Below are 25,814 nucleotides of genomic sequence, written 5' to 3'. Positions count from 1 at the left end.
GGAAATGACATATGAGTCTGTCTTTAATGTTGCAAGGTACAGCATCCGATGTTGGGAAAAGCATATTGGTTGCGGGATTGTGCCGTATCTTTGTTCAGGATGGTTATCGCTGCGCGCCGTTTAAGTCACAGAATATGGCACTGAATTCTGGTATCACTGCTAACGGTGAAGAGATGGGGCGGGCGCAGATTTTTCAGGCGGAAGCGGCGGGTATAGAACCTGATGTACGAATGAACCCGATATTGCTAAAACCCACCAGCGATTGTAAGGCTCAGGTTGTGTTGATGGGAAAAGTGGCCTGTAGCATGAATGCAGTGGAGTATCACCAGTACAAGCCCCGTTTGCAGCAGCAAATCTGCGAAGTTTTTCACAGTCTGGCCCGTGAATATGACGTGATAGTGCTGGAAGGCGCTGGCAGCCCGGCGGAGATCAATCTGCGTGATCGGGATATTGTCAACATGGGAATGGCGGAGATGGTTGATGCGCCTGTGCTGCTGGTGGCGGATATCGATCGTGGCGGCGTATTTGCTGCCATTTACGGTACGCTGGCACTGTTACTGCCGGAAGAGAAAGCGCGGATCAAAGGGGTGATCATCAATAAATTCCGCGGTGATATCAGCCTGCTTCAGCCGGGTATTGAACAGATTGAAGCCTTAACCGGGGTGCCTGTGCTGGGAGTGATGCCTTGGCTGAACATTGACCTGGAAGATGAAGACGGCGTAGCGCTGCAAACCGGTAAATATGATGGTGCAGCTGAAAAGGCGCTGGATATTGCTGTGGTTCGTGTGCCTTACATTGCCAATTTTACCGACTTTAACGCACTGGCGATGCAACCGGATGTTCGCTTGCGCTATGTGACTCAGCCATCAGAGTTGCAGTCGTCGGATCTGATTATTTTACCTGGCAGTAAAAACACGCTGGGCGATCTGCGATGGCTGCGACAAAACGGATTGGCGGATGCTCTGTTGACGGCACATCAGTCTGGTATCCCGGTTATCGGCATCTGTGGCGGTTATCAAATGCTGGGGAAGCGGATTATCGATGGCGTGGAATCGGGTATTGACCAGATGGACGGTCTTGGATTGCTGGATGTGGAAACCCGATTTGCCCATGAAAAAGTGACAACCAAGGTAAATGGTAGCTGCTTGGTGGCGTTGCCGGGCTTGTTATCAGATTGTGTTGAGCAACCGGTCCGTGGTTATGAGATTCATATGGGAAGCTCGTTATTGGGGGCGGATGTAACACCGTTTGCCTGTATTACCTATCGTAACGGTCAATCTGGTAGCTGGTTTGATGGTGCGGTCAATCGGGAGGGCAATGTGATGGGCAGTTATATTCATGGCCTGTTCGATAGTACTCATTTTACCCGTGCTCTGCTTAATGCTTTGCGTCAGCGCAAAGGATTGATGGCTTATCAGGGAGATACATTGGATTATACCGACTACAAACAGACACAGTTTGATCTTTTGGCGGAAGCAATGCGCGAACATCTGGATATAGAACGGATTTATCAGTGTATGAAAAACCATCAACAAGGCTTGGCACCGTGATTTTGATTACTGGCGGCGCTCGCAGTGGTAAAAGTGTGCTGGCGGAGAAACTGGCGGCACAAGCCAGTGAGCAGGTGTTGTATATTGCGACTGCCGTGGTGACAGACAGCGAAATGGCTGAACGTATACGACTGCACCGTGAAAACCGGCCGGCTCATTGGCGCACATGGGAAGGTTACCGTGATCTCGGTGCGGTCATTACCACGCAAACCCGGCCGGGAGACGCGGTCATTCTTGAATGTATTACGACATTGATTACCAATCTATTATTTGATCAAGCCGGAGAGACTTCACCCGAACAGATGGACTTTGCTGTATTGGAGGTGAGGATTCAGCAGCAAATTAGCGATCTATTAGCGGCTTGTACCGGCGTGACTTCACCGATATATCTGGTTACTAACGAACTGGGCATGGGCATCGTGCCGGAAAACAGACTGGCCCGCCATTTCCGTGACATTGCCGGAAGGGTTAACCAGCGGCTGGCGGCGGCGGCCAGTGAGGTATTTCTGATGGTCTCGGGGATTGAGGTAAAAATTAAATGAATCTGCGTCTGTTTCTTGCCACCTTGCAATTTATGACTCGCATCCCGGTACCGTCGCGTTGGACACAGGGAGTGGAAATGGATCAATACGTGCGTGGTATTGCCGGTTTTCCATTTGTCGGATTGATCGTCGGTATACTTGCCGCCGCTATTTTTACCCTGCTTGCGCCTTGGTGTGGTGCGCCGCTGGCGGCATTAAGTTACGTATTAGTGCTGGCATTGCTAACGGGGGCGCTTCACCTTGATGGTTTGGCGGATACCTGTGATGGTGTGTTTTCTGCACGTAACCGGGAAAGAATGCTGGAGATTATGCGTGACAGCCGTTTGGGAACTCACGGCGGTCTGGCGTTGATCTTCCTTATTCTGGCGAAAGTGCTGGTCGTGAGCGAATTGGCTCTGCGTGACGTCCCGATGTTGGTGACCTTAATAGCTGCGTCAGTGGCGGGCAGGAGTGCGATTGTGTTGTTAATGTATCGCCAACGTTGTGCCCGTGAAGGGAGCGGGTTGGGGAATCTTTATATTGGCCGGATTAATGGTCATCAGACCTTGTTGACGTTGTTGAGTGGGATGGTATTGATTGCTCTGCTGATTGGCGTGCCGGGTGTATTGGCATGGGTGATCACGCTGCTGGTTATCGGATTACTGGCGGTTTATCTGCGTCGTCGTTTAGGTGGACAAACAGGCGATACCTTGGGCGCGTCTGTAGAAATTGGGGAATTGGTGTTTTTACTGGTGCTATTGTGAGTCAAGTTGATGCGATTATTTTTGGTTCGGCATGGTCAGACGGAAGCGAATGTGGGCGGCGTTTTTTGTGGTATGACAGATGTGGAACTGACCGAAACGGGAATACATCAATCCCGGCAAGTTGCCCACTATCTATCGGCAGTGACATTTTCGCAAGCGATAAGCAGCGTGTTACGACGGGCCTGTCATACTGCGGAAATTATTTTGGCAGATCGTCGGTTATCAGCCAGCATTAATGCGCAACTCAATGAAATGCATTTTGGTGCATGGGAAATGCGCCACCATCACGATTTGCAATATGAAGACGCTGAAGCTTGGGCTGCTTGGTTAAAAGATTGGCAACAAGCATCTCCTACCGGTGGTGAAGCCTTTCCTACATTTGCTGCCCGTATAGAAAACGTAGCGCAACAATTGTTGACACAGGAAAGTCAGGGCAATGTGTTGTTGGTTGCTCATCAGGGGGTTTTGGGCCTGTTATTGGCGCGTTTGCTGGCTATGCCGCCTTCTGCCATGTGGCACTTTCATTTTGAACAGGGTGCATACAGCGTAGTAGAAATCCACCATGGATTGACTACGTTGCGTACATTTAATAGCCGGGCTTGCTGGCAACCTGAGACGTAGGAATAACCCCATGCAAACATTTTCATCAATTATTAGTGCGATTGTGCCATTGGATAGCGTGGCTATGGTGCGTACGGCTACCCGACTGGATGGATTGGTTAAACCAACGGGTAGCCTTGGGCGTCTGGAACACTTGGCGATTCAACTTGCCGGTATGCGGGGATTACTGGGCCATCATATTAATCGTAAACAAATCATTGTGATGGTGGCTGATCATGGCGTTTATGACGAAGGTGTGACCATATCGCCCAAATCAGCAACGGCTATTCATGCTCAGAATATGATGAAAGGGATCACCGGTGTTTGCGTGCTGGCGGTAAATGCGGGCGCAGAGGTTAAAGTTGTGGATGTGGGCATTGATAGCGATCCTCTGCCGGGATTAGTAAACATGAAGATGGGGCGAGGCAGTGGCAACATTGCCGAAGGACCGGCAATGAGCCGCCAGCAGGCCGAAGATTTGTTATTGGCAAGCGCACACTTAACGCTGGAACAGGTTGCAACCGGCGTGAAACTGTTTGGTGTAGGTGAATTGGGCATGGCGAATACCACACCGGCGGCGGCTGTGGTCAGCGTTTTTACGGACAGCGATCCACAACAGATCGTAGGCATTGGGGCTAACTTTCCCTGTGATCGTTTGCATCATAAAGTGGCGATTGTGCGGCAAGCGATTGCAATAAATCGGCCTGATGCTAGCGATGGCATTGATGTGTTGGCGAAGGTCGGCGGTTATGATTTGGTGGGGATGGCGGGCGTGATGCTTGCTGCGGCTTCTGCCGGGTTGCCGGTGATACTGGATGGTTTTCCCTCTTACGCGGCGGCGTTGGCCGCTTGCCGTATTGCTCCCGATGTGCGTCATTACCTTATCCCGTCACATTTATCGGCTGAGAAAGGCTCAATCATTGCATTGCAACATCTGCAACTGGAGCCTTATCTGCATCTGGACATGCGTTTGGGAGAGGGCAGCGGTGCTGCGCTGGCTATGCATCTGGTGGATGCGGCTTGCGCTACGTATAACAATATGGGGCTATTGGCCGATAGCAATATTGTGCTGCCGTTGTAAAAGAATGAGAGAAAAAGCGTTATCGGGGTAGGATAACGCGGAGAAAATGGTATTTGATTTATATGTCGTTACGAGCCTTGGCAACATGACTAAGTGCCAATAAAAAGCTCGTTTCGCCACCCTCTTCATCAAGCTCTTTAAAAGCAGTGTGAAGGTATATTTCAGCAAACTCAGGGTCCTTACGGATTATTTCAATTACTGCTTCATCGTGACTACGTGATCTGCTCATGGTTTCCAATACTGAATATAAATTAAGGTTTTTGGCGGAAGGGATCAGAAAATACCCTGCTTTATGCCAGCATTTTACTGAGTGTTGATCTCTGGTCTCTTATTGGCGTGGGTCATACCAATAAGAGACTGAATAAAGCTTTATCTTGTTGCCTCCGTTACCTATCAGTGTGAAGTCACGGATACCTCAAGATTTTTACCCATTGCCCCGATAGCACGCTGAACAGTGTCGATTTTTGTTGAATGCCGTAAATTAAAAATACGTTGTACTTCCTGTTTTTTAACCGTAATACGCTCGGCCAGCTCCACCTGAGTTAAGCCGGAATCAATAAACGTATTCAACATCATAATTTTTGCTGCAACACTTATCGGCACATCGACAAAATCACCGGTTATTGAACCAGGTAAAGGCACTTTCTCACTATCTTCAAAATAAAACTCAAAAGCGGTAATAAGTGCATCAAGCGCCATCTCTAGTGCTTCTTCGCGTGTATCACCTTGTGTAAGGGCCTCTGGTATATCGGGAAACGATACAACAAAGCCGCCCTCATCGGCTGACTGTAAGTTTACTGGATATCGCATATTTTTTTATGGTGAAAGTCCGCAAGTACCAGCCACGAAGGGCTGGATTTGTTAAAGACCTAACTGCTTGATAATGGCTCTTCTTAGTGCTTCTTTTATCTCATTGCCGGGGTGCCTCGGCATTACGCTTCGTTTCCCCTTATATCGTAGTTTTAAATGGTTTGTACCGTCCCAAACTTCGACGCCTTGAGATTCGAGCCACTTTCTAAACTCGCGTTGTTTCACCATCCCTCCTTTTTGTTGAACATAGAGTTATGGTAAACATTTTTGATTACCTTGGTCAACATTTATATTTGCTATTTTCATGTTTGAAACAGAAAAGGATAATTTATCTGTTTCAGGGACTTTTTGTTCTGCTCTGCTATAACTATCCTTGGGCAAAAACTTTAAGTGTTTTAGGTAAATAGATCTTGTACAATTTGATTACCAATGTCTCTCATCTATTCTGAGTTTGCTTGGATTAGTAAATTAATTAAATTGCTAACGCAAAAGTATTAATTGAATCTATCTTGTCATGAAATATATCACATTTTTTGGAATAAAACTTATAACTAATTATCATTCTTATTAATTTGATATATATTCACGTTTTTGAAAATTGACTAACTGATGGTTATTTATGGCGAATATAATCTATTTAGAAATTAAGGGTGATAAGCAAGGATGAATATCACAAGGATGTTCAACGGTTGATTCTATTGGCAACACATGTCAGATTGGTCATGAAGACCATATATTTGTTTATGAATTGACATCGAATATAACCCGAGGTCAACATGTCAACCATCAGCCGGTTGAGATAAGAAAGCCAATTGATAAATCTTCTCCTCTTTTGGGTTTAGCTATAACCAATAAAGAATCACTGCAATGTATTTTTTATTTTTACAGAACATCAACGAAAGGTGGCTTGGAACTCTATTATAAGATAAAACTCACCGGCGCATATCTATGTGGATTGAATGGGTTTTATCCAAATTCATCTACACATAATGAGTGCCAGCCACAGGAAAGTTTATCTTTAATGTACCAGTCAATCACATGGGAACATGTTATGTCTGGCACCAGTGCATATAGCATATGGGAAGACAACGTTTATTGAGGTTTTTATGAAAGGGATATCTCATCTTTCTTATGACTTAAATAATTACGCTTCGTCATTGAAGCGTAAAGCACACTTGGCTGCCAGTTTTTTTATAGAAGATAGTCAATTGAGAATGTCATATTTAAAAGAAGTTGATGACTTTGTTAATATGAAAACATATGAGTTTAAAAATACATTTGATATAAGTGAAAAAAAGAGATTAATTTATGAAGTAAGAGATGAATATGAAACGACTGAAAAAGAATATCAGATATTAAGGCGTAAGGATTATACTAAATATATTATAACCGATATATTTGAAGATCAGGGAGTAGTTAAATACGCAAAAATAGGCGGTGGGGTTGTTGCTGGTATTGTTCAAGCAGTTGCTGGTTTTGCTGTAATTAATTCAGGGAGGCTTGTAAAGTCTAAAACAGTTCAGTCAATAGGTGTTGTATTAGCTGCTCATGGAGCTAATAACTTTTATGAGTCTATTAGTCCGATTCTTTATGAGAATCAAGATATAGGCTGGGTCAGGGCAGGATATCGGCATATCTCTCATGCTTTAGGTTATGATGATGGTGTAGCTGATGTTGCTTATAGTTCAGTTGATTTAGTGGCAAGTTTATATGGAACTTATGGGATGCTTAAGCTTAAACCTATTAAATCCAAGAATAATATATCGGGGGGCTATACTGTTAAGCCGGGGACAGGAAAATTATTTAGGTATATTAATGAGGATCTTGCCAGAAAATGGCGGTTAACACCAAATCCTATGTTAACCATTCAAATATCTGGTAGTATATATAAAGTCAAACTTTTGATGGATGACATATATAAACTTCATGATGATTGAAATTTAGTTTTTATTTTAAGATGAATATAAAATGTTGCTAATTTTAATCCTATTATGAAATTACAATTAACAGAGTAGCTGAAATAAAATAAAGCTGATGTTGTTATTGATAAGTAAACAAAAGTCATCAATGGAATTCCATATGCTTGCCCACTGAAAAACATTCCTGATATTATAAATAAGTTAATTAGTGTTGAATATATTAATGGTATGGCGATTTCTTCACCTATAAGTAACAGATAATGACAAAAACAATCTGTTTTACTTTTATATTTATCATAAATGTAGGGGTCGTCTTTATGAAGAATCAGAAAATTTCTCTTTATCTTAAGCAATTCTTTTAAGGTGAATCCACTATTTAATATTAACTTTCTTAAGTCAGTTAAGTTCATTTATTTAGATCCGATTTTATTTAGTTTTATAATTGGTTATTTCTATCATGTTTTATTAATAAACTCAAGGGTTAAATTTTTTTATTTTAAAACGAATATAGAATATTGCTAATTTTAATCCTGTGATTAAATTACAGCTAACGGAAAGAGTATAATAAATAAAAGCAGAAATGGAAAAGAATAAGTAAATAGAGGACATTAATGGGATCCCATATGCTTTCCCACTGAAAAACATTCCTGTCATCATAAATGAATAAACTGAGGTTAATAGTATTATTGGTAATGCTATCTCGTCAGCTATAAATAGTAGATAATGACAAAAACAATCCGTTTTACTTTGGTATTTATCATAAACATCAGGGTCATCTTTATGCAGGACAAGAAAGCTTCTCTTTATCTTAAGTAATTCTTTTAAGGTGAATCCACTATTTAATATTAACTTTCTTAAGTCAGCTAAATTCATTTTTTTAAACTCGTTTTTATAACTATATAAATGGCTTGTCGTAACATATTTAATTTTTTATAGCTGCTTTAAATGTTCTTTTATTCTGAAACGAATATAGAAAATGACTAATTTTATGCATGTGAAAAGATTATAACGATAGCGATGATAAAAAGATTTATAGCATATGCATATTATTGTTGAAATGATATAAAGAATCGATACTAATGATAAATAGGATATTGAATTCTCGTCATAGAGGAAAATCTCCATTATTATGCAGCCTGCATACATGAGAGCAAAAAATAACACTGGATCGCCGGCATCTTCAGCAAGCACTATTATAACGTTGTAAATATTATCGCTTTTTGTATAATACTTTATTACATATCTTCTTTCATCATCGTCAAGATTTTTAAAGATCCTTTGCATCATAAGAAGCTCTTTAAACGTAAATCCGCTACTGAGTGTTAATTTTCTTAATTTTTCCAAATCCATTTATTTAACCTCATATTTATGATTGATATAATGATTTATCATAACATATTTATTCTTTTATTATACCTAATAAATGCGTTCTTTAGATCTGTTTTTCGCAGGTTTGTTGGGCTTGTAAATTTTCGAATTATGCTAACCGTTTTGCCGATAAACTAAAACCAATAAAAAATGAATGAATTTTCAATAAAATCACATAAAATTTTTCTCCTCTATGGAATTAAAGTTTACGTAATGCCGTTATATGGGGTGATTTTATTCTTAATTATGTAAAAGTGATTTATCCCTTAAGTGAAATGTTATTAGAATAGGATAACGCGGAAAAAACGGTATCTAATTTCGGTGGTTGCTTATTATAATGTTGAATAATGAATTATATACGATGAATTCGTTAACGATATCTTTTACTGTACTGATAAATTTCAATATTTAACTGCTTTTGAAAAGTGTTAAGTTAAATTTTACAGGTTAAATCACCTGTTATATATGTATCTAACTAACAGAAATAATAAGGAAAAATATAATGACATTAAAAAAGACTATTATATCTATCCGCCCTCTTGAATCCGTTGAGATTTATAGTGAAAACCATTTTCCAATGCCCTCTGTTGTCAAAGGGATAACGCTAAGAAACAATAAAGTAGTGCCAGTTAGGGTTATAAATTATTGGGCTCCTCCGATTGGAGATTATAAGCAGTATAGCTATGCTGATGTTTATGGCGGCGAAATTAAAATATTCCCATCACTTATGAATACTCTTTATCGTTATAAAATTGTAGTCTTCAATCTGGACGATAAACTAGATGCAGAAGTTGAATTTGTAACGAGTTCTTTACAGGAAGAATTTGACGTTAAATTAAGAAAGGTATATATGTATTCTAATGAACCTTTTGAAATTTTTAATAGTGGTAATGTCATCATTCCCCAAGATTTCGATGACGCACTGATAAAAAACCATGGCACGGCACATAAAATAGGAGGCAGGTTTTGGCCTGCCATCCTCTTACATCACTGTACGTATGCAGTTCCATATTAATATTAATTTTCTTAAGTAAGTTTGGTTCATCTATTAAAATTATATTTATTTGGTGGTTATATAATTCGTTATTTTTATCATGTTTCATTGTCAGTCTTAATGATTGAAGTCTATTTTTAATTTTAAAACGAATGTAGATAATTAACAGTTTTGACCCTGTAAATAATTCTGTTTAATTTTTCCTTATCATATTTTCATTAATAAAACTATATGTGTTTTTACTTAATTATAAATAGAATTTTAAAAGTTTCTTGAGGTTATATGCATAAATCCGTAATGTATTTCAAATTCGTGCAATTCATATATTTTAACGGAAACTTTACTATGTCTGACAAGCACTCAATTTGGCGATACACCATGCCGATAGCACTTTTGCTGATGGCGCCTTTTGATTTACTTGCTTCTCTGGCCATGGATATTTACCTTCCCGTGGTGCCAGCTATGCCCGACGTATTCAATACGAGTCCGTCAGTTATCCAGCTCACCTTAAGCCTTTATCTATTGGCCCTGGGATTGGGGCAGGTGCTCTTTGGACCACTTTCTGACCGCATCGGCCGACGTCCTGTTTTGCTCGGTGGTGCCACTTTCTTCGTTATTGCCTCAGTAGGGATCGCGACATCAACTTCTTCTTCTGTCTTCGTTGCCTTCCGACTTATCCAAGCCCTCGGCGCGTCAGCAGCGCTCGTCACGACTTTTGCAACGGTACGTGATGTATACTCTGACCGTCCAGAGAGCGCTGTAATCTACAGCCTGTTTAGTTCAATGCTAGCCTGCGTGCCTGCTCTGGCACCGATATTAGGCGCTTTTTTGGCGGATGGGTTCGGCTGGCGAGCGATCTTCTGGTTCTTGGCTCTGGTGGCGGTTCTGCCGTTACTACACGCAGCATTTCGTTGGCATGAAACTCGTATGTCGGATGTTTCCGGAGGTTTGTCAGTCATTCCTATTTTGGTAAGCGGTAAGTTCTGGCTTTACACATTCGCCTTTGGAACCGCGATGGGGACATTTTTCGTATTTTTCTCCACTGCACCAAGAGTGTTGATCGGAAAAGCTGGCTATTCTGAATTACAGTTTAGTTTTGCTTTCTCGACTGTTGCACTTGTCATGATAGTGACAACAGGTTTCGCAAAGCGATTTGTCGGCAAGTGGGGCATCGCTGGTAGCGTATGGCGTGGCATGGCGCTGCTGGTCTTTGGTGCTGCAATCTTAGCTGTAACATGGACGATAGGTGAACCATCCTTTGCCACGTTTGTATTGCCTATGTGGGTGATGGCTGTCGGGATGATCTTCATTGCATCTGTTACAGCCAACGGTGCACTCGCTGATTTTAATGACCGGGCAGGCTCGGCCGTGGCTATCTACTTCTGTGGTCAAAGCGTTATTGTTTCTCTTTTCGGCACAGCAGCTGTCGTAGGCATGGGTGGTGATACAGCTTGGCCGCTTGTCACTTTTCCATTCATATTTGCAGGTACGGTTCTCATAGCTATGAGAGTTTTCCCTGCTTGGAGTCGTTGAGATATTTCAATAATCTTATGAAATAATTTTCGGAATGCTGGGGCGACTATTTCCTTAAGAGACGGTAACAGTCGCCTTCTGAATTTGAACTCATGATTTATTATCGATCTTGTAAATATTTCTGATTTATCAGAACATATTTATTCCTTTATTTATTATGCCTAATAAATTTTCAAATAAAGAAAGTTTTTTCTTTGCGTGCAGCTAATAGTTCATCAAGTAATGTATATTCTTCTTCCAGTTTGTCGTATTCAGCTTTGAATTTTGGATCTTTCATCCAGTTAGCAACCATTTCATCGTGTGTTATGGTTGGAGGGATACGTTTACCAGTCATTCTTTTTGATCTCCTTTAATCTGGCTTCTGCAATGGTTCTCTTTTTGGATGGTGTTTTTTACGTCTTTTTAATGAAGCTGACGTAACATTCTTGTTATGTTTTCACAAGGTCTTGCAAGGCAAAGAAGACTCATCTGGATTCTCTCTATTTCAATTCATTATTTTTTAATTACCTGTTTATGATGCTGGAATAATCAGTTTCCATCAACGGCTAAGAGCAATGCCGGAGGCTTGTTGTGCCAGCATATTTTTAGCTAAATCGACAATAATTGCGGCGGCTTCGATCGGTGGTGTGCCGCCACGATGAATATTAGAGATACAAGTGCGGTCCGCCTCAACAGTTTTTTCTACAGTCGGCTTGTAGACCGCGTAGCAGGAGAGGCTTTCCGATTGCCCCAATCCGGGACGTTCCCCGATAAGTAAGATAACCACTTTCGCTTTCAGCAATTCGCCAATCTGATCTTCAATTTTAACGCGGCCATAGCGCACAAAGAACGGCGTGCCGATGCACAATCCTGCTTGTTCCAGCCCTTTTAGCAGAGGTGGCAGAATATCTTCATAGTTGGAAATAATAGCATCAGTAGAGAGACCATCGGAGACAACAACCTGTACGTCAGGATCAGTTTTACACTGTGTCAGCAGAGTTTCTACAGCATTGGCACTGAGTTTTCTCCCCAGATCAGGGCGAGTCAGATAGCGGTTTTTGTCGCTGATTTGAGATTGCACTTCCAGCAACCCCTGTTTTTCTATCCATTCAACCGGGACTTCTTTCAGCACCGTATCCTTGGAACGGGAGTGGTCAGCCAGAAAACGCAGTAATGCTTGGGTTCGCGGACGTGGACCACTGCGGCCGGTACAGACTCTTGATACGGTGCTGCGACGTAATTCTTGTAGGACTTCCATTCGGTTCGGGTTTTGTACACCAATCCACTGTTTGGCTTCCAGGGAACCTAAGTCCAGCGTACAGCTTTCAGCTTCGTCAGTAATTTCAGGAGAGGCATGTGGTTCCTGACCAGATACCACATTGCTTACATTTTCTTCAATTTGTTTTTGGTTCATGTGATTTATCTCAACAAAGCATCAGAAAAAGAACGACGCATCACCTGCGCGTGATGTTAAGCGCCCGTTTGCCATGATCCCCATGTTTTCCAGCCAGCGTTCAAACTCGGGTGATGGACGCAAATTGAGCAGATGGCGGATAGTGGCGGTATCGTGGAAAGCGGATGTTTGGTAATTGAGCATAATATCATCACCGAGCGGCATGCCCATGATGAAGTTACACCCTGCGGTTGCCAGCAGGATCATCAGGTTTTCATTCTGGTTCTGATCGGAATCTGCATGATTGGTATAGCAGCAGTCACATCCCATTGAGACACCGCTGAGTTTTCCCATAAAGTGATCTTCCAGTCCGGCGCGGATAATTTGGCGATCATTGTAGAGGTATTCCGGCCCGATGAAGCCGACGACAGTGTTAACCAGGAATGGATCATAATGGCGTGCCAGACCGTAGTTCCGTGCTTCCATTGTCACTTGATCCGCGCCAAAATGAGCGCCGGCAGAGAGGGCGGAGCCTTGACCGGTTTCAAGATACAGGCAGTTATTGCCGGCAAGACGGCAATATTCCGCGCCGACAGCTTGTGCTTCATCCAGCATCGCCAGCTCTACCCCAAACTCTTTCAGCCCTTTTTCACTGCCACAGATACTTTGGAAGATTAAACCGCCCGGTGCCCCACGCTTAATGGCTTCTATCTGGGTGGTGACATGGGCTAAGACACAGCCCTGTGTTGGGATGGCGAATTTGTCGATCACCTCATAGATGGTATCCAACACGCGAGTCAGGTTTTCCACATCGTCCGTTACCGGGTTAACGCCGATGACGGCATCACCAATGCCAAACGCCAGTCCTTCGTAAATCTGGGCCAGAATGCTTTGTACTTCGTCGCGGGTATCGTTGGGTTGAAGGCGGGCGCTGAATGTTCCCGGCGTGCCGATGGTGGTATTGGCTTTTTTGATCACCGGCATTTTTTTCGCGCCATAAATCAGATCGGCGTTGGAGCTGATTTTTGCCACGGCTGCGACAACCTCAGAACTTATTCCTTTACGCAGAAAGGCAATATCATCCACGCTGGTGTCATCGCTCAATATATATTCACGCAGTTCGCCAATGCGCCAGTTTTTTATGCGAGTGTAGGCAATTTCGTTAATGTCATCCTGAATAATGCGGGTAACACAATCTTCTTCATAGGGAATAACCGGATTCATACGGATATCCGCTATCGTCATTTCCGAGAGAACATGTTTAGCCGCTACACGTTGTTGAGAACTTTCGGCAGCTACTCCGGCTAATATATCCCCTGAACGCGATTCGTTCGCCATTGCCAACACCTGTTTGACATCCTTAAATTGATACGTTTTACCAAAAAGCTGTGTTTTTAATTTCATGTTTACGCTCTCTCAGGAAGGAAAAGCCAGTGATTTGATGGTAACGGGAACCACGGTGCCACCAAATAATGGAACCCCAATATCGATATAATCTCCGGTGTGGGTAATCACTTCGTCGATTACCGCCAGTGGCCGTCCTTCCATCAGAGGATGCAGCAGCATACCCAGTGCTTTACCAAAGTCTTGACCGGCAACGATAAGCAGCGGATGGGAAGAGGGATAGCGTTCGGTAAAATCCTGTAAAGCGGTGATGCATGTTTGTACTGCGGCATAATTGACTGGCAGGGCATCGGGCAGAGCCAGGGCATACAGATCTTGTTGTGGGTCGAGGTCCATTTGTGTTAGTGCTCGCAGCCAGGCTTCTGTCAGTGATTCAGTGACCTCTGTTCCAGGATGAACTACGGGGATGTTGCACAGTGGCAGCGACAGCGTATCAAGCCAAATAGTGCTGCCGGATAGCGATAATGTATGAGCGCCGGCGCCAATCACCGTGGCGCGGACGGTTTGTTTTGGGACTTGCAGCGGTAGCTTGGTGAAATTAGGATCATGATGAATCGCGTTCGCCAGTAGTGGCCCCAGATCGTGAAAACGGAATAGGTCACTATTCGACGCTTGACGATAACATTCACCTACACCGCCGGAGAGGGTGACAGCATAGAGTTCGTCACAGTTTGGTAGTGGTTCCGTCATCAGCAATTGCTGTGCCAGTGGGGTGAGATGCCCGACGGCGACTTCCCATAGCAACTGTGACATTCGGGCGGCAATCTGTTGTATCTGTGTGGCTGTCAGATGTTGAACATCTGTGTTTTCACCAAACAGCGATTGAACGATGAGCGTTCCGGGCGGATGTGCCCGTAAGACTTTTCCTTGAGGATCGGTTTCCAATAAGCGACCGCCGACATTTAGGCAAGCGGAGGCGACCAGTCGTCCGGCATCGAACAGCGCGTAGTTTGCTGTGCCGCCGCCAATGTCAATGTTGAGCACTCTGGCCATCTTCTGTTGTGATAGTGCCTGAGCGCCGGAACCAAAACCCGCGATCACTGATTCCAGATGTGGCCCGGCTGTTGCCACAACAAAATCCCCCAGTTTCTGGGCCAGTGTCATGACCGCAGGACGTGCGTTACAGGTTTTAGCGGTTTCACCGGTAATGATCACCGCTCCGGAATCGATGTTTTCCGGAGCGATGCCTGCTGCCTGATATTGCGCCTGAATTAAGTTGAGCAGTTCGTCTTCACGCAGTTGTCCGGCGAAATCCACGGGAGTAAATAACACCGGGCTTTGCCAGATAATCTCGCGCCGAACAAACTCATAGCGTGGTACTTGTGATACGGCTGCCCGGTTCACCAGTGACAGACACGAAAAGATCACTTGTGTGGTGGTGGTACCAATATCAATACCGACACTGAATAATTCCTTGACCTCCATAGCTACGCCTCTTGTCTGTAATAAGGCGTATGTTGGCATTTTTTTCTATAAATCAGTATTAAATATCGGCAATTTGGTCGAAAATTCAACGGTAATCACAAAAACATCAGGGGTTGTAATAAAAATGGCGTAGGTCAAGGCGAAGGGCTAAGTTCCCAGGAGAAACAAACAGATAAGTCAAAATGTGCCAGGACAGATTGTTATCATCAATACATCAGCAAAAGTGAAGAATTATTGATCTCACACCATATCGTGTTGCTGGCTATCGGTAATATATCTTCTAACAGACTTTCGTTACAGGGTGAGAAAAATGATGAATAGCGGAAAAGTTTGGTTGGTAGGTGCCGGTCCTGGCGATGCGGCACTGATTACTGTCAGAGGATTACATTGTATTCGTCAGGCTGATGCGCTGGTATATGATCGGTTAGTCAGCCCGGATCTGTTATCTGAAGCCCCTGATAGCTGCAACATGATCAACGTCGGCAAAACGCCGAATTACCACCCAGTGCCGCAACGGCAAATCAATCAGATCCTGGTAGAGTGCGCGCAACAGGGGTTAAATGTTGTCCGGTTGAAAGGGGGCGATCCTTATGTGTTTGGCCGTGGTGGTGAAGAGGCCGAAGCGTTGGCACTGGCGAAGATCCCTTTTGAAGTTGTACCGGGTATCAGTTCATCAATTGGTGGTTTGGCTTGTGCTGGGATCCCTGTGACTCATCGTGATTATGCTTCAGGTTTTCATGTTATTACCGGCCATCTGCGTCAGGGAAATGAGCCGCAGGATTGGGCGACATTGGCAAAGCTGGAAGGGACGCTGGTGATCCTGATGGGAATGACGCAACTGGCGAGCATTTGTGAGCAACTTATTGCAGGTGGTAAAGCACCGACGACACCGGCGGCAGTGGTGATGTATGCCAGCCACCAGCAACAGCAAGTAGCCAGTGCAACTTTGCTAACGCTGGCACAGCAAGTGGCCGCTCAGGGATTGACGGCTCCGGCATTGATTGTTATTGGTGATGTGGTGCGTCTGCGGGAAACATTGGTTTGTCACCGGGAGCGTTTGTTGCTAGCTTCCGTTTCATCATTGATGGCACTTTGATTCTCTATTTAACATGTGGATTTGACATTTGATGAGCGAACATGGTGGCAATGTGCTGGAAATGGCGCAGAAAATCGGTGTTACAGCAGAGGAAATAACGGATTTCAGCGCTAATATTAATCCGCTGGGGATGCCGATATCCCTGAAAGCGGCCATTATCGATCAGTTGCAACGTGCTGAATGTTACCCTGATACCGAATATCGCCGATTACATGCAGCGCTAGCGCATGTTCATCATTGCACCGCTGAAAACCTGATAGCGGGTAACGGCGCTACTGAACTGATTTATGCGGTAGTGAATTATCTTAAGCCGCGCCGTGCCATGCTATTGATGCCGGGATTCGCTGAATATCGGCGTGCTTTACTGCGGGTTGGTTGCCAGATTGATGATTATGTGATGAGTGAAACAGAGGGTTATCAGCCTGATGAGCGTTTGCTGGTGACATTGGCGCGTTGTCGCCCTGATTGCCTGTTTCTTGCCACCCCGAATAACCCAACCGGCCTGATGCCGGATGCTGAACTGTTACAGGCGGTGCTTGAACGTTGCCACCAACATAATATCGCGCTGATTGTCGATGAAGCGTTTATCGATTTTCTCCCGGATGCTGCCGGATTTATTCCCAAGATAGCCCATTATCCTCACCTCTATATTTTGCGCTCATTAACCAAGTTTTTTGCTATTCCGGGATTACGTCTTGGCTATCTGGTCAGCGGTGATGTAGCCGGTATTCGGGAGATGAAATGCAGGCGGGAACCGTGGACCATTAATGCTTTTGCGGCATTGGCCGGTGAAATCGTTTTCAATGATAAAGCTTACATTCAGGCAACACACCGTTGGCTGGCACAGCAGCAACGTTGGCTCTATCAGGCATTAGTTGCGTTGCCGGAATTATGTGTCTGGCTTCCCGCGGCGAATTATATTTTCTTACGTTGTCTGCGCCCGGAAATCGATCTCCAGCAAGCGTTGTTGAAACACCGAATACTTATCCGCCATTGCGCTAACTATCCAGGTTTGAGTGCTGATCATTACCGGGTTGCCATAAAGGGCAAGCATGATAATCATCGGTTGGTATTGGCGTTACGTCAGGTATTGGGTTATGGCTGAAACTTGCTGTCCCGCATCGTGCGGTGAACTTATTCAAGGGTGGATTCTTGATGGGTGAGAATCAGCATTTGCTGATCATGATACCGGGTGGCGTGCGCTAGCTGAGGAGAGGGGATCATGTTGGATTATTTGCCGATGTTTTGTCAGATTCGGGATAAAACCTGTCTGTTGGTTGGGGGAGGTAAGGTGGCCGAACGCAAAGCGCATCTATTATTGGATGCCGGTGCGCGTCTGCTGGTTAATGCAAGGGAATTCACTGCGCAATTCCAGATTTGGGAAGATGCGGGTCAAGTGACACTGATCTGTGGTGAGTTTGAGCCTTATTGGCTTGATTTCTGCTGGTTGGTGATTGCTGCGACCAATGATGCAGCCGTTAATGGTTATGTCAGTGATTGTGCGACGGAGCGCCGTATTTTCTGCAATGTAGTGGATGAACCACAACAGGCAAGTTTTATTACACCGTCGGTCATTGATCGCTCGCCGGTGGTAATTGCTATCTCCTCTGGGGGTAATGCGCCGGTATTGGTCAGGTTATTGCGTGAAAAACTGGAACGGTTGTTACCGATGCATCTTGGCCGTCTGGCTGCTTACGGCGGGACACTTCGCCAGCGGGTAAAACAGCATTTTCATCATCTGGCGGCACGTCGTCACTTTTGGGAACAGTTTTTTACCAGTGAGTCGTTGACGGAATCGTTGATCAGTCAAGATCGTCAACAAGTTGATTGTGTGACAGAAACACTATTCTCTGAGTTATCTCAAGCAGATACGAACAAAACAGATAGTCGCTCTTTGACTGACTAACATACTGGAGTGATAAAAATGAGTGAGGAGCGGTATAGACAGAGGAAACAGCGGCAAAAAGAGAGATTTATGGCACAAGTTGCGGCGGCTCAGGAGAACCGTGGGATCGTAATCATCTATACCGGCAATGGTAAAGGGAAAACAACTGCTGCTATGGGAACGGTTACGCGGGCGTTGGGGCATGGATTAAAGGCCGGGGTTATCCAGTTTGTTAAAGGAAGATGGTCAGCCGGTGAAGGCGCTTTGCTGGAACAACATGGATTAGAGTGTCAATTCATGTCGATAGAATTGACTGGGGAAATGCAAAATCATGCTAAGGAAATAGCTGCTTGCACGGGTGTTTGGCAACATGCGCTGCGAATGATGCGTGACCCTGCGTTATCATTGGTAGTGCTTAGTGAATTGGCTTGTATGATAAATAGTGGTTATCTGTTGCTTGATAAAATTATCAAAGCACTAAACGAGCGGCCCATTAATCAGACCGTAATTATTACCGGACAAGATTGCCCTGCTGAATTAATTGAACTGGCTGATACTGTTAGTGAAATGCGCCTTGTAAAACATGTTTTCACTGAGTAGGTTAATTATATGAAAATCAATTAATCACTTTCATATTAATTGACTGGTTGTAATGAGCTTTATTGAATATATAATCAATAAAGCTTGATAATACATTAAATAAATTCCATGCAATGTATTACACCATCCAATAATTTTAGTTTATTTACAAGTTGGGATTTATATCTAATATTGTCGGTGGAAAAAATATAACGTTAATTTAAGTTTTAATATGTGAAATGAGATCACGTAATTTATATTGCATTCTGTTGAATATTTTATTAAGTTTCAAACAACGCATGATTATTTAATTTATAAATTAAGAGGTTCAATATGTCTATTGAAAATACCAATATAGCTGAACAAACAACAGGTAAAGATTCAGTTGTACTTGGACATGCAGAAGCACCGGCAGTACATTCTATCGCAATTGGTGCTTCCCCCCGAAATTCTAAAACAATCAGTGAAGCGGCTATTGCCATTGGGCAAAATCAAATTGCGGGTAAACAAGGTGATACGAAAGTCGTTTGGCCCATTGCGATTGGTGCTGATTCTGTATCCAATGGCCTGGCTTCTATCGCTTTGGGACAAAAGGTGACTGCCAGTGCGGCTCAGGCAGTGGCGATTGGTCAACACTCCTCTGCAACAGAACAAGGGAGCGTTGCATTAGGTGCAGATTCTATTGCTAATAAACCGAATGTTGTTTCTGTAGGAAAAACGGGCCATGAACGTAAGATTATACATGTTGCAGCTGGGGATATTTCAAATCACAGTACTGAGGCGGTTAATGGTCAGCAGGTATATGCTGAATCGGCAAGGATTGATATATTATTGGATGCAAAGAATAAGGAATTGGAAGAGAAGATTCAATCTCTGGAAAGTGATATAGCTAATCTTACTCTGCTGGTTCAGAATAGTGTGGATGATGTCGCATTATTGAAGAAACGACTTCTTGATGCATTAAGTTATTAATATCATCTAACTATTGTTTTATATATTCTTGGTCGTCAGGCCAAGAATATAGGGTAGATAATTTGACCCGTTCCGCAGCATAAAAGCCAGTTCGAAACTGGCCTTCCACTCATCGGATAAAAACTTAAAGAAAACGAGGTGTTGACAGATAAATAACAACACTGTGAACACTCGATATAAAAGATTTGACAGATTTCATGATAGGTTCTCTTTATGGGTAAAATGTGATTTGTCTCACGAAAATCTAAATTCTGACTGTAATTTTAATCAGAAAAACTTCAGAGTCAAGTTGTTTTTAAAAATTATTTTAAATATTAAAATAATTTTTCATGGTGCTTTGAGTAACAGGAGGCTCGCATCTTACGGAGATGGAATGCCGAGCGGTGGTGTAGACGCGGTAAGGTAAAGGAGAGGAAATACCGACGCGAAGTTAACGAAAGTCGTCGTTAGGTCTGCTTGCTGGTGTTTGGAGAATCGCTTATAAATTCGTTAAGACCTTGCCAAGTCAAGGTGGTACGAGACTGGAAATTACTATAGAACTAATATGATAAATCTCAACGGATTGAGTAGGGTTTATATATAATTTATTCTGATGAATTATATATTGATATTTGTCAGAGGCGTGAAAATAATAAAACAATCTCGTTGTTATATCAGTATTAAATGATAAATAAACGAAATGCTTTCATAGAAATATAGAATATTAATAATTAGGTCAGTGAATTATGAACTATACACTGATATACTTGAGTAAATAGAATAATGACGAATAGTGTTTAGAATTTTAGTTTTAATACAATAGGTATGTTTTATTTTTGGTATGTTTTTAATTTCAATATGTTGGGTTATTTATTGTCGCTAATCATATAAAAATAATTGATCATTTAATTTATAAAGATATTTCATTATTATTCATTCAAACTAGACTATGGTTGACATGAATTACTGGGGACTTTTTTCGGTAATTAAATATATTACTTATGAAATAATATTATTTGATTTAAGGAGTATATATGAGCCCTAAGAATGATTTCAAAGCTTTTTCTATTAGTAATAATGCTAATGTAGTAAGTCAGCAATTATATGAAGTAAGTTCAGAATTGCCGACTGGATTCCCACCATATACTGTTACCACTCATGTGTTAAATAAAGTATTGCGTCAAGCGTCAACAATATCGTCTGTTGTAGCTGATTTTATTGCGACACAATCTGGTGAGAATGTTTTGGATGACGGTGATATACCCAAACTCACTCTACAATTAAATAAAGCCTTAGAGCAAAAATTCATAACAGGAGTTCCCAATGCTTCATTAACACAAAAAGGTATTGTTCAACTTACCAATGTGGTTGGTGATAGCGATACATTGGCTGTTACGCAAAAGCTTGTTAAAGAAATAGTAAATTCGTTGCTTGGAAATATTAATGGCAGAGTACCTAATAATCGGAAAGTCAACGGGAAGGCATTGTCTGAAGATATTACTATTTCTGCGATTGATGTCGGAGCGAAACGCCCAGGAGATATCTATTTATCTGCACATCCAGCATCAGATTTGGCTAAAGGAGAGTATATTGCGAATGGTGATATTTATGCGATTGATTCAATTATTGGTAGATCATTGAATAATTTATCAGATGCATATAAGGCAGCATGGGGAATTAAGCAGAATGGCGATAAAATCAATCTTCCTAATCTGTTTGTTGATGGGAGAGGGGTATTCATGCGTGCGGGTTTGAATCCTGGTGTGATACAAGGCGATACGATTAGAAATATTACAGGTGATGTGGGGTTGTGGCATGATGGGCTTATTGCTCGTACTAGCGGAGCATTTTATGGTGTTAATGCGACCTCCCAAGCAAGTATTATGAAAAAGAATGCTCCTGATGAATATGCCAAATTCGCATATGCCACTTTTGATGCTTCAAGAGTAGTGCCAACGGCAAATGAAAATCGCCCGCTCAATGTCAGTATGATACCCATAATTTATTTGGGAGCATGAAACAAAGCAATGATAAATTATTATTTTGATAATACTAAGCCACATCGGCCATTTATTGGATTGGCTGATGCTAATCCGGACAGTGAACCCCCGGTGAATGCTTTACGAATACAACCGCCATTTAAAGATGGATTTTGGCCATGTGAAAAATCAGGGCAATGGGAGCTTGTTGAGAATAAAAGGGGAGTCACAATTTACGATATTGTATCAGGGCAATCACAGGAGAATAGAGAAGTCATTATTCCTGATGGTTTTACTGAACAGTCAAGACCTTCGCAATATCATAAGTGGGATGGAGAATGGTTAATTTCGAAAGATAATGAAAAAAAATGGAAAAGTGATATTCAGCAAACCAGCATTAACGATGCGGAAAATAAGAAGCAGCAACTTCTACTTATTGTAAGTAAACAGATAGCTCCGTTACAAGATGCTATTGATCTAGGTATGGCAAGTGATGATGAAAAATCGCTGTTAACAGTTTTGAAAAAATATAGGGTATTACTGAATCGGGTAGATATTTCACAGGCACCTGATATTGAATGGCCGGAGCAGGTAAAATAACTAAAATAGCCTGAATAAACAGGCCTTTTTTACCGTGGTTTTGTTGATAAGAGTGTTAAGATACTGAAAAATTAAACTTAGATAAAAATTGTAGAGAGAAATGAAAGAGATCGATAAGAATAATTTCGGATGTTGAATATAATTAATTTTAGGGTGTTTGTGTTTGTAATGTGTTGGGTTGTTTATTGCTATCAGTTATACAAAAATAGTTAATCCTTTTAGTCATAAAAATCTCATTATTATTTTTATGAGCTAGACTATTATCAATGAAAATTTAGAGGGATCATCTTTGCAATAATTTAGTCTGTTTCTTATGCAATAATATTACTTAATTTAAGAGGTATATATGAGTCCTAAGAATGATTTTAAAGCTTTCTCTGTTAGTAATAACGCTAATGTAATAAATCAAGAAAGATATGAAGAAAGTCAGAGTTTGCAGACTGGGTTTCCACCAGAGAATATTCCCATTCATGTATTAAATAAGGCGTTACGTCAGTCGTCAACGATATCGTCTGTAGTTGCTAATTTTATTGCGACACAATCTGGTGATAATGTTCTTGATGATGGTGATATAACCAAACTTACCGCACAATTAAATAAAGCTTTGGGACAAAAAATCAAAACAGAATTTGATAGGAGTAAAGCGCTGCTCTCAATAAATGGATGGTGGAAATGCGGTGATACTGGAATAATTATTCAGTGGGGTCAAGCAAATGGCTCAATGAGTGAAAATGATTACAGAAATTTTACGATTCCATTTCCTAATGCTTGCGGCCAGATTGTTGCAACATATTCCAGTTTCGGTAATTACGGGCTTGGTGTTGCTGCTTTTGCCGTCTCTGCGAGCCAATTTATTCTAACGTGCAGAGATGGTACAGGATCTTTAGCAAATTGTTTAGTGAGATATTTAGCGATAGGATATTAATTATGTATTACTATAGTGCAAAAACAAATGCATTCTACCCTATAGAATTGAAACAAAATTATATTGCTTCTGGTTCGTTGCCCGATGATATTATAGAAGTTAGTGATGATATTTATCAAGAATATGCCGCGAATAATGCACCAGAAGGAAAATATCGTATAGCAGGTGAAAATGGTTTACTGGAATGGGCGGATATTCCTCCAGCAACAAAAGAAGAGTTGCAGCAATATGCTAAAAATAAAAAACAACAACTTATTCTAGGGGCTAGTGAACAAATAGCGCCACTACAAGATTCAGTTGATTTAGGTATTGCAACAGAAGCTGAAAAAGAGGTTTTATTATCATGGAAGAAATATAGAGTGATGTTGAATAGGACCGATATTAAGCAGGCGCCTGATATTGAATGGCCTGAAGAGCCAAAATAATGAAAATGGCCTGAATAAACAGGCCATTCATACAATACTTTATTGCTGTTGTAATTATGATACCGAAAAATTCAGTCTGATATATGAAATGGAGGGAATAATTTCATGTGATTAATATAAATGGCTTGGATATATTTCTGGTTGCGATTTGTTTGGTTGTTTATTTATTCTAATTGTACAAAAATAATTATTCTTCTAAGTTATAAGAACATTTTATTATTGTTTTTATGAACTAAACTATGATTGCCGTAAATTATGAAGGATTGCTTTAACAATTATTAAACATATTGGTTGTGAATAATGCTATTTAATTTAAGGAGTATATATGAGTGCCAAGAATGATTTTAAGGCTTTTTCTATTGGTAATAATGCTAATGTAGTGAGTCAGGGAAATTATGAGGGAAACCAGAGCTTGCAGACTGGATTTACGCTAAATGATATTCCTGCTGATCTGTTAAACAAGGTATTACGTCAATCGTCGACAATAGCATCTATGATAGCTAATTTTATCGCGACGCAATCTGGCGATGATGTTTTAGATAATGGTGATATCGCTAAACTCACCGAGCAATTAAACAGGGCTTTAGAAAAAGAAATCACAACAAAAGTTCCAAATGCCTCATTAACACAAAAAGGCGTTGTTCAGCTTACCGATGTGTTGGGTAATAGTGACACATTAGCTGTTACGCAAAAACTTATTCAGGAAATAATAAATTCATTACGCGACAATATTAATGCTAAGGTACACAGCACACGAAAAGTGAACGGGAAAGTGTTAGCTGAGGATATCAATATTACTTCTCAGGATATCTTTGCTGGGCAGGCGATTAATTTAGGTAATAATGCGGATTTGGATAATTACAAAACACCAGGAATTTATTATCAAGAGTATAATTCTAGTGCTCAAAGTGGCAATAATTATCCTGAGCTGTTCGCGGGTTCGCTTATTGTATTGAAAGCGGCTGGGGTCGTTCAACGTTATTTCGTCTATAACAGCAGTCGGGTATATACACGCAGCCAATTTCATGATAATCCATGGACCCCTTGGGTTAGAGAATATAACGCAGTGAATAAACCTACTGCTGAAGATGTTGGCGCATATACAAAAGCAGATTCTGATGCTCGATATATTACAGGGATCCGCAAAGTAAATGGAAAGGCTTTAGCTGAGGATATCAATATTACTTCTCAGGATATCTTGGCTGACCAGGCGATTAATTTAGGTGGTAGTGCGAATTTGGATAGCTACAAAACACCGGGGATTTATTATCAAGAATCTAATGCTCATGCTAAAAATGGCAGTAATTACCCTGAGCCGTTCGCGGGTTCGCTCGTCGTGTTGAAAGCAGCCGGGGTTATTCAACGTTATTTCGTCTATAACAGCAGCCGGATATATACACGTAGCCAGTTTCATGATAATCCATGGACCCCTTGGATTAGAGAATATAACGCGGTAAATAAACCTACCGCTGAGGATGTGGGCGCGTATGCAAAAGCAGACTCTGATGCTCGATATATTACGGGGATCCGCAAAGTAAATGGAAAAGCTTTAGCTGCGGATATCAATATTACTTCTCAGGATCTCTTGGCTGACCAGGCGATTAATTTAGGTGGTAGTGCGAATTTAGATAGCTACAAAACACCGGGAATTTACTATCAAGAGTCTAATGCTCATGCTAAAAATGGCAGTAATTACCCTGAACCGTTTGCGGGTTCACTTATTGTATTGAAAGCGGCCGGGGTCATTCAACGCTATTTCGTCTATAATAGCAGCCGGGTATACACACGCAGCCAGTTTCATAACAATCCATGGACACCTTGGGCTCAGGAATATAATACCTTAAATAAACCTTCTGCTAATAATATTGAAGAGTATACGAAAGTAGAATCGGAGAATCATTATATTACTGGCGTCCGTCTTGGTGCTGAAATTTATAGCAGAGATGGAGATGATTCTGCCGAGATGCTTTATTCTAGCCCTATGCAGTTCTCTAGTAACGGTCAATGGTTCACTATCGTACGAGGATAATGAT

At 41.9% G+C, this 25,814-nt stretch carries 26 protein-coding genes and 1 pseudogene; 19 read left to right on the top strand and 8 right to left on the bottom strand.

The features are described from left to right. The first annotated feature begins 11 nt into the window (after positions 1–11). The 5 genes from ACGF63_RS15020 to cobT are packed head-to-tail and all read left to right on the top strand — an operon-like array spanning position 12 to position 4,516. Complete coding sequence (locus tag ACGF63_RS15020) at positions 12–1,550, top strand: cobyric acid synthase (protein ID WP_387631752.1); 1,539 nt, start codon at positions 12–14, stop codon at positions 1,548–1,550. Then, on the top strand, positions 1,547–2,092 hold the full coding sequence (gene cobU / locus ACGF63_RS15015) for a bifunctional adenosylcobinamide kinase/adenosylcobinamide-phosphate guanylyltransferase (RefSeq protein WP_036848048.1): 546 nt from the start codon (positions 1,547–1,549) through the stop codon (positions 2,090–2,092). The genes ACGF63_RS15020 and cobU overlap by 4 nt, the downstream gene beginning before the upstream one ends. After that, positions 2,089–2,835 carry an adenosylcobinamide-GDP ribazoletransferase gene (gene cobS / locus ACGF63_RS15010; protein ID WP_152961700.1) on the top strand — a complete coding sequence of 249 codons (747 nt, stop codon included), beginning with the start codon at positions 2,089–2,091 and terminating at the stop codon, positions 2,833–2,835. The genes cobU and cobS overlap by 4 nt, the downstream gene beginning before the upstream one ends. A 9-nt stretch (positions 2,836–2,844) precedes the next feature. Further along, positions 2,845–3,456 (top strand): adenosylcobalamin/alpha-ribazole phosphatase, encoded by a 612-nt coding sequence (locus ACGF63_RS15005; protein ID WP_152961701.1) that lies wholly within the window; start codon positions 2,845–2,847, stop codon positions 3,454–3,456. A gap of 10 nt (positions 3,457–3,466) precedes the next feature. Further along, entirely contained in the window at positions 3,467–4,516 is a 1,050-nt protein-coding gene (gene cobT / locus ACGF63_RS15000; RefSeq protein WP_152961702.1) for a nicotinate-nucleotide--dimethylbenzimidazole phosphoribosyltransferase, read from the top strand. A gap of 58 nt (positions 4,517–4,574) precedes the next feature. Here cobT and ACGF63_RS14995 read toward each other — a convergent pair whose 3' ends face one another. From ACGF63_RS14995 to ACGF63_RS14985, 3 genes are all read right to left on the bottom strand, one after another. Then, positions 4,575–4,745: a hypothetical protein gene (locus ACGF63_RS14995; RefSeq protein ID WP_192903081.1), complete on the bottom strand. Its 171-nt coding sequence runs from the start codon at positions 4,743–4,745 to the stop codon at positions 4,575–4,577. A 164-nt stretch (positions 4,746–4,909) separates the two neighbouring features. Further along, positions 4,910–5,326: a type II toxin-antitoxin system HicB family antitoxin gene (locus ACGF63_RS14990; protein ID WP_387631747.1), complete on the bottom strand. Its 417-nt coding sequence runs from the start codon at positions 5,324–5,326 to the stop codon at positions 4,910–4,912. Positions 5,327–5,377: 51 nt separating this feature from the next. Further along, complete coding sequence (locus tag ACGF63_RS14985; protein WP_036848460.1) at positions 5,378–5,551, bottom strand: type II toxin-antitoxin system HicA family toxin; 174 nt, start codon at positions 5,549–5,551, stop codon at positions 5,378–5,380. 442 nt (positions 5,552–5,993) lie between these two features. Here ACGF63_RS14985 and ACGF63_RS14980 point away from each other — a divergent pair, with 442 nt between their 5' ends. Further along, a complete protein-coding gene (locus ACGF63_RS14980; protein WP_331251333.1) occupies positions 5,994–6,425 on the top strand; it encodes an Hcp family type VI secretion system effector in 432 nt (143 codons plus the stop codon). 7 nt (positions 6,426–6,432) lie between these two features. Further along, on the top strand, positions 6,433–7,263 hold the full coding sequence (locus ACGF63_RS14975) for a DUF4225 domain-containing protein (protein ID WP_152961704.1): 831 nt from the start codon (positions 6,433–6,435) through the stop codon (positions 7,261–7,263). Positions 7,264–7,719: 456 nt separating this feature from the next. Here the strand turns inward: ACGF63_RS14975 and ACGF63_RS14970 are convergent, their stop codons facing one another. Then, positions 7,720–8,118: a hypothetical protein gene (locus ACGF63_RS14970; protein ID WP_021324517.1), complete on the bottom strand. Its 399-nt coding sequence runs from the start codon at positions 8,116–8,118 to the stop codon at positions 7,720–7,722. 997 nt (positions 8,119–9,115) lie between these two features. Between ACGF63_RS14970 and ACGF63_RS14965 the strand changes: the two genes are divergently transcribed. Beyond that, positions 9,116–9,628 carry a hypothetical protein gene (locus ACGF63_RS14965; protein WP_051477420.1) on the top strand — a complete coding sequence of 171 codons (513 nt, stop codon included), beginning with the start codon at positions 9,116–9,118 and terminating at the stop codon, positions 9,626–9,628. A 324-nt stretch (positions 9,629–9,952) separates the two neighbouring features. Beyond that, positions 9,953–11,140 (top strand): CmlA/FloR family chloramphenicol efflux MFS transporter, encoded by a 1,188-nt coding sequence (gene cml, locus ACGF63_RS14960; RefSeq protein ID WP_152961705.1) that lies wholly within the window; start codon positions 9,953–9,955, stop codon positions 11,138–11,140. A gap of 172 nt (positions 11,141–11,312) precedes the next feature. On the opposite strand, the gene ACGF63_RS14955 is transcribed toward cml, so the two are convergent. The 4 genes from ACGF63_RS14955 to eutA all read right to left on the bottom strand — a co-directional run bounded on the left by ACGF63_RS14955 (position 11,313) and on the right by eutA (position 15,341). Then, positions 11,313–11,474: a hypothetical protein gene (locus ACGF63_RS14955; RefSeq protein ID WP_021324520.1), complete on the bottom strand. Its 162-nt coding sequence runs from the start codon at positions 11,472–11,474 to the stop codon at positions 11,313–11,315. Between the two features lie 204 nt (positions 11,475–11,678). Beyond that, a complete protein-coding gene (gene eutC / locus ACGF63_RS14950) occupies positions 11,679–12,533 on the bottom strand; it encodes an ethanolamine ammonia-lyase subunit EutC (protein ID WP_036848026.1) in 855 nt (284 codons plus the stop codon). Between the two features lie 21 nt (positions 12,534–12,554). Next, positions 12,555–13,916: an ethanolamine ammonia-lyase subunit EutB gene (locus tag ACGF63_RS14945; protein WP_036848024.1), complete on the bottom strand. Its 1,362-nt coding sequence runs from the start codon at positions 13,914–13,916 to the stop codon at positions 12,555–12,557. A gap of 12 nt (positions 13,917–13,928) precedes the next feature. Then, positions 13,929–15,341, bottom strand: a complete 1,413-nt coding sequence (eutA, locus tag ACGF63_RS14940; RefSeq protein ID WP_387631742.1) for an ethanolamine ammonia-lyase reactivating factor EutA — start codon at positions 15,339–15,341, stop codon at positions 13,929–13,931. A gap of 313 nt (positions 15,342–15,654) precedes the next feature. Here eutA and cobA point away from each other — a divergent pair, with 313 nt between their 5' ends. From cobA to ACGF63_RS14890, 10 genes and pseudogenes are all read left to right on the top strand, one after another. Next, entirely contained in the window at positions 15,655–16,437 is a 783-nt protein-coding gene (gene cobA, locus ACGF63_RS14935) for a uroporphyrinogen-III C-methyltransferase (RefSeq protein WP_036848452.1), read from the top strand. A 31-nt stretch (positions 16,438–16,468) separates the two neighbouring features. Further along, complete coding sequence (gene cobD, locus ACGF63_RS14930; protein WP_387631739.1) at positions 16,469–17,542, top strand: threonine-phosphate decarboxylase CobD; 1,074 nt, start codon at positions 16,469–16,471, stop codon at positions 17,540–17,542. Between the two features lie 120 nt (positions 17,543–17,662). Continuing rightward, positions 17,663–18,292 (top strand): annotated as a pseudogene (locus tag ACGF63_RS14925) (NAD(P)-dependent oxidoreductase); the annotation flags it as partial. Positions 18,293–18,361: 69 nt separating this feature from the next. Then, the gene (cobO, locus tag ACGF63_RS14920) at positions 18,362–18,922 is read left to right on the top strand and encodes a cob(I)yrinic acid a,c-diamide adenosyltransferase (RefSeq protein ID WP_387631737.1); all 561 of its coding nucleotides are present in this window, start codon (positions 18,362–18,364) and stop codon (positions 18,920–18,922) included. A 312-nt stretch (positions 18,923–19,234) separates the two neighbouring features. Beyond that, a complete protein-coding gene (locus tag ACGF63_RS14915) occupies positions 19,235–19,873 on the top strand; it encodes a hypothetical protein (protein WP_152961710.1) in 639 nt (212 codons plus the stop codon). Between the two features lie 1,013 nt (positions 19,874–20,886). After that, on the top strand, positions 20,887–21,870 hold the full coding sequence (locus ACGF63_RS14910; protein ID WP_036848011.1) for a phage tail protein: 984 nt from the start codon (positions 20,887–20,889) through the stop codon (positions 21,868–21,870). A gap of 9 nt (positions 21,871–21,879) precedes the next feature. Continuing rightward, entirely contained in the window at positions 21,880–22,431 is a 552-nt protein-coding gene (locus ACGF63_RS14905; protein ID WP_152961711.1) for a tail fiber assembly protein, read from the top strand. Between the two features lie 346 nt (positions 22,432–22,777). After that, positions 22,778–23,356 carry a hypothetical protein gene (locus ACGF63_RS14900; RefSeq protein ID WP_036848006.1) on the top strand — a complete coding sequence of 193 codons (579 nt, stop codon included), beginning with the start codon at positions 22,778–22,780 and terminating at the stop codon, positions 23,354–23,356. A 2-nt stretch (positions 23,357–23,358) separates the two neighbouring features. Beyond that, complete coding sequence (locus ACGF63_RS14895; protein WP_152961712.1) at positions 23,359–23,781, top strand: tail fiber assembly protein; 423 nt, start codon at positions 23,359–23,361, stop codon at positions 23,779–23,781. Positions 23,782–24,106: 325 nt separating this feature from the next. Then, the gene (locus tag ACGF63_RS14890; protein ID WP_239002267.1) at positions 24,107–25,810 is read left to right on the top strand and encodes a pyocin knob domain-containing protein; all 1,704 of its coding nucleotides are present in this window, start codon (positions 24,107–24,109) and stop codon (positions 25,808–25,810) included. The last annotated feature ends 4 nt before the right edge of the window (positions 25,811–25,814 follow it).

The sequence above is a fragment of the Photorhabdus sp. RM322S genome (assembly GCF_042879395.1).
GTDB classification, from domain to species: Bacteria; Pseudomonadota; Gammaproteobacteria; order Enterobacterales; family Enterobacteriaceae; genus Photorhabdus; species Photorhabdus khanii.
The sequence above is the reverse complement of the archived record's forward strand: the minus strand, read 5'-3'. Positions and strand labels throughout refer to the sequence as shown.